Genomic DNA, 4,810 nt, shown 5'->3' on the forward strand with positions numbered 1-4,810 from the left:
CGAGGAGAAGGCCCGCAAGGAAGCCGAGGAACAGGCCCGCAAGGAAGCCGAGGAACAGGCCCGCAAGGAAGCCGAGGAAAAGGCCCGCAAGGAAGCCGAGGAACAGGCCCGCAAGGAAGCCGAGGAACAGGCGCGCAAGGAAGCCGAGGAAAAGGCGCGCAAGGAGGCCGAGGAAAAGGCCCGCAAGGAAGCCGAGGAAAAGGCGCGCAAGGAGGCCGAGGAGAAGGCGCGCAAGGAGGCCGAGGAGAAGGCGCGCAAGGAGGCCGAGGAACAGGAGGCGCGTGAGCGCGAGGCGCGCGAAAAGGCACTGCAGGACCAGCTCGCCTCGGAGAGGCAGTCACGGCAGCGCGAGGACGCCCTGGCACGCTGGGCGGCCGCCATCCAGGCGAAGGTGCGTGACAACTGGCAGCGCCCGCGTGGCGCGAAGGTGGGCTGGGAATGCACGGTCACCGTGCGCCAAGATGCCGACGGACGGGTGCAGGAAGTGGCCGTCAATCGCTGCGACGGGGATCGTCTGTTCGAGCGTTCGGTCGAACAGGCCATCCGCGAGGCATCTCCGCTACCCGAACCGGAGATGCAGGAGATCTTCCAGGAAGAGCTCCGTTTCAATTTCAGGCCGCAATAACCGGGTACTCCCGAGGTGATCGACATGAAGACTCTGGCAGACAGGCAACGTCGGATCGGCGCGTATCTCCCGTGGCGACGCGATCGGCAAGCGGTCGCCGCACGCCGCATCCGGCTGGCGCCGCTGCTCGCGCTGGCCGCCATCGTCCTCACCCTGTCGACGCCCGCCCGGGCGGCGCTGGAGATCGACATCAGCGGCGGCACCGAGTCCGGCGTGCCCATCGCGGTGGTGCCCTTCGACCAGCCCGGCAGCGCCGACGACCTGGCGCGCGTCATCGGCGACGACCTGGCGCGGTCGGGCCTGTTCGCGCCCATTTCCCGGGATGCCATGCCCGGCCGGCCGACGACTCCCGACGACATGCGGGTCGACGACTGGCGTGCGGGCAAGGCGAGCTACGTCGTCATGGGGTCCGTGGAATCCGAGGGCGACCGCCTGCGCACCACCTTCTACCTCGTCGACGTGAGCGACGGCAGCCGGCTGATCGGCAGTCGCATCACCGGCAGTGCCTCCAACGATCGCAGCATCGCCCACCGCATCGCCGACCTGGTCTACGAGGAACTGACCGGCGAGCGCGGCGCCTTCTCCACCCGGCTGGCCTACGTCACCGAGCGCGGCCGGGACGACGACAAGACCTACACCCTGCAGATCGCCGACTCGGACGGCGCCAACCCGCGCACGGTGCTCGAGTCCCCGTACCCGATCATGTCCCCGAGCTGGTCGCCGGACGGCGACCAGCTGGCCTACGTCTCCTTCGAGGGCAACCGCTCGGCCATCTGGGTGCAGGACCTGGGGACCGGCGAGCGGTCCCAGCTGACCGACTTCCCCGGCATCAACGGCGCACCGGCCTGGTCGCCGCGCGGCGACAAGATCGCCGTCACCCTGTCCAAGGGCGGCAACCCCGACATCTACGTGATCGACCTCGATACCCGCCGGAGCACCCAGTTCACCCGCAGTGGCGCCATCGACACCGAGCCCACCTGGTACCCGGACAATCGCAGCATCGCCTTCACCTCCGACCGCTTCGGCCAGCCGCAGGTGTTCCGCAAGTCGGGCCCCGACGAGCGCGCGCGCCGGATCACCTTCGACACGCCGTATGCCGCCGGTCCGCGGATCTCGCCCGACGGGGAGAACCTCTCCCTGGTGATCCGCGACGGCGACGGCTTCTTCGTCGCCGAGCAGGAGCTGGCCGAGGACGAGCGTCGCCTGCTCAGCCGCGGCGGCTCCGAGGAGCGGCCCAGCTATGCCCCGAACGGCGCCATGGTGGTCTACGCCGCGCAGTCGGGCAGCGGGTCGGTGCTCAAGATCTCCCCCGTGATCGGCGGCGAACCGCAGACCCTCAGTTATGATCGGGGCAAGGTCCGCGATCCGGACTGGGGACCGTTCACTGACTGACAGGTTTCACGCCATGCCTTCTACCGCACGTTCTACCCACTTCGCGCTCCGGCCGCTGGCCGTCGCCATGCTGGCCGTCTCCTTCGCCGGGCCCGTGGCGGCCCAGGACGCCGCGCCCGGCTGGCTCAACTGGGGTGGCGGGTCGTCCGACGCCGAGTCGAGCGAGAACCGTGATGCCGACGAGTCCTCGGGCGAGTCGTCGAACGGCTCCGCGGGCACCACGCCGATGGCCGACAGCGGCGCGTCGGTGGCGGATATCGATCCCGGCTCCGGCCAGGCGGCCCTGCTGCAGCGGATGATGCAGCGGATGGACGGCCTGGAGCGCCAGGTGCGCGAACTCCAGGGCCAGGTCTCCGAGCATGAACGGGCCCTCGAGCGCCAGGAGCGCCGTCACGAGCAGGCCCTCAAGGAACTCGAGCAGCGCCAGGCGCCCGCCGCCGGCATGCTGAGCGAAACCGGCCCGGCGGGCCATGATCTTGCCGGCGACGCGGCAGCCGCCGGGACGGATCGCGAGGACGATGCGTCGAGCGAGGACGATGCGTCGAGCGAGGACGAAGGGGAAAGGACCGCCTCGTCCGGCGACCAGGAGGCGACCAACGAGGACCAGCAGGCGCTCTACAACGAGGCCTTCGAGATTCTCAAGGGCGGCGAGTACGACCAGGCGGTGGACGCCTTCCAGAAGGTGATCGACGCCGACCCCCGCGGGAGCTGGGCCTCGAGCGCCTTCTTCTGGCAGGGCGAGACCTACTACGTCCAGCGCGAATACGATTCCGCCCGCAAGGCCTACAACGAGCTGATCGAGACCTACCCCGACAGCAACCGCGTGCCGGACGCGATGCTCAAGCTCGGCTACATCGCCCAGGAGAAGGATGACGTCGACGCGGCGAAGCGCCACTTCAACGCCGTGATCGAGAAGCACCCGGATTCCCAGGCCGCCGGCCTGGCCAAGCAGCGGCTCGACCGGCTCGGCGGATGAGTTCCTTCGAGGCCATGCCGCTCGACTCGGTGGAGACGGCGGGCGGGCAGACCCTGCGCATCACGGAGATCTTCCGCTCCATCCAGGGCGAGTCCGACCACATCGGCTGGCCCACGGTCTTCGTCCGCCTGACCGGCTGCCCGCTGCGCTGCGTCTACTGCGATACCGCCTACGCCTTCACCGGCGGCGAGCGCATGACGCTCGATACCATCATCGAGCAGGTCCGCGCGCTGCAGACCCGGCACGTCTGCGTCACCGGCGGCGAGCCGCTGGCCCAGCCGAACTGCCCGGCGCTGCTCGCCCGGTTGGCCGACGCCGGCCACGTGGTCAGCCTGGAGACCAGCGGCGCGCTGGACGTGTCCGCCGTCGACCCGCGCGTGCACGTGGTCATGGACCTCAAGACGCCGGCTTCCGGCGAGGTCGACCGCAACCGCTGGGAGAACCTCGACTGCCTCAAGCCCGCCGACGAGATCAAGGTCGTGATCGGCGGCCGCGAGGACTTCGACTGGGCGATCGCCCGCGTCGACGAGCACCGCCTCGACCGTCGCTTCCCCGTGCTGTTCTCGCCGGTCCACGGCGGGGTCACGCCCACCGAACTGGCCGAGTGGATCCTGGACAGCGGCCGCGAGATCCGCTTCCAGATGCAACTGCACAAGCTCGTCTGGGGCGACGAGCCGGGACGCTGAGCATGGCGGAGCGGGGAACGAACCAGCGCGGCCCGGCCGTGGTGCTGGTCTCCGGCGGCCTCGACTCGGCCACGCTGGCCTGGCAGGCCCGGGCCGACGGCTTTGCCGTGCACGCCCTGAGCTTCGACTACGGCCAGCGCCACCGCACCGAGCTGGACGCCGCCGCCCGGGTGGCCGAGGCCGTCGGCGCGGCCGACCATCGCACCATCCGCATCGACATGGACGGGATCGGCGGCTCCTCGCTGACCGACATGAGCCGGTCCGTGCCCGACTACGACCCGGACAGCGGCGAGATCCCGAGCACCTACGTGCCGGCGCGCAACCTCACCTTCCTGTCGTTCGCGCTCGGCTGGGCCGAGGTGCTGGGGGCGACGCGCATCTACATCGGCGTCAACGCGGTCGACTACTCCGGCTACCCGGACTGCCGCCCGGCCTTCATCGAGCAGTTCGAGAAGCTGGCCAACATCGCCACCGCCGCCGACCACCCCTTCGAGATCCACGCGCCGCTGCTGCACCTGACCAAGGCCGAGATCATCGAGAAGGGCACGGCGCTGGGCGTCGACTACGGCCTGACCGTCTCCTGCTACCGCGCGGACGCGCAGGGGCGCGCCTGCGGCCAGTGCGACTCCTGCCACTACCGCCGCCAGGGCTTCCTCGAGGCCGGCATCCCCGACCCGACCCGCTACGCCTGACCCCCACGCCCGTCCCGTGTCGCATTCAAGGGCTGGGCATGAAACCCGACGTCGCTCGCCAGGCCGACTTGACGGTCCGCTCGCCGCCGTAGGAGCGGCTTCAGCCGCGAAGCCCCGGCCCCGACGGGGCTCCGTGAGCGCAGATCGACGGGGCGATTCGCCACCTCCAACGGGCCGGCGAACGGCCCACCGCAAGAAATTGCGACAAGGGGGTTGTCAGCCCCGCGAAGCTGTGTAAAATGCGCAGTCCTCGACACGGGGTCGTTAGCTCAGTTGGTAGAGCAGTTGGCTTTTAACCAATTGGTCGTAGGTTCGAATCCTACACGACCCACCAGATTCTTCTCCGAAAGGGGTTGAAAGCGCGAATCGGTCCTGTATCATTCGCGCTCCTTTCCGGCACGAGGGGCTGACCAGAAGCCCGCCGGGGAGTCGCCGAAAG

Annotated in this window: 5 protein-coding genes and 1 tRNA gene; all 6 read left to right on the forward strand. The window is 69.5% G+C overall.

What is annotated here, in order from left to right:
- Nucleotides 1–625 (forward strand): cell envelope integrity protein TolA (gene tolA, locus ACLFMY_RS08365; RefSeq protein WP_410764206.1); only part of this gene is annotated, 625 nt, incomplete at its 5' end.
- Between the two features lie 24 nt (nt 626–649).
- Entirely contained in the window at nt 650–2,017 is a 1,368-nt protein-coding gene (gene tolB, locus ACLFMY_RS08370; protein WP_410764207.1) for a Tol-Pal system beta propeller repeat protein TolB, read from the forward strand.
- Nucleotides 2,018–2,030: 13 nt separating this feature from the next.
- A complete protein-coding gene (gene ybgF, locus ACLFMY_RS08375) occupies nt 2,031–2,993 on the forward strand; it encodes a tol-pal system protein YbgF (protein WP_410764208.1) in 963 nt (320 codons plus the stop codon).
- Entirely contained in the window at nt 2,990–3,679 is a 690-nt protein-coding gene (gene queE / locus ACLFMY_RS08380) for a 7-carboxy-7-deazaguanine synthase QueE (RefSeq protein WP_410764209.1), read from the forward strand. Before ybgF ends, queE begins: the two co-directional genes overlap by 4 nt.
- A 2-nt stretch (nt 3,680–3,681) precedes the next feature.
- Nucleotides 3,682–4,371 carry a 7-cyano-7-deazaguanine synthase QueC gene (gene queC / locus ACLFMY_RS08385; RefSeq protein ID WP_410764210.1) on the forward strand — a complete coding sequence of 230 codons (690 nt, stop codon included), beginning with the start codon at nt 3,682–3,684 and terminating at the stop codon, nt 4,369–4,371.
- A gap of 258 nt (nt 4,372–4,629) precedes the next feature.
- Nucleotides 4,630–4,705, forward strand: a tRNA-Lys gene (locus ACLFMY_RS08390).
- Nucleotides 4,706–4,810 lie beyond the last annotated feature (105 nt).

The organism is Guyparkeria sp. (assembly GCF_046545975.1).
Classification (GTDB): domain Bacteria; phylum Pseudomonadota; class Gammaproteobacteria; order Halothiobacillales; family Halothiobacillaceae; genus Guyparkeria.

Coding starts and splice junctions, on each gene's coding strand:
- queE (WP_410764209.1), top strand. CDS start 2,990: ATGAGTTCCTTCGAGGCCATGCCGCTCGACTCGGTGGAGACGGCGGGC.
- queC (WP_410764210.1), top strand. CDS start 3,682: ATGGCGGAGCGGGGAACGAACCAGCGCGGCCCGGCCGTGGTGCTGGTC.
- ybgF (WP_410764208.1), top strand. CDS start 2,031: ATGCCTTCTACCGCACGTTCTACCCACTTCGCGCTCCGGCCGCTGGCC.
- tolB (WP_410764207.1), top strand. CDS start 650: ATGAAGACTCTGGCAGACAGGCAACGTCGGATCGGCGCGTATCTCCCG.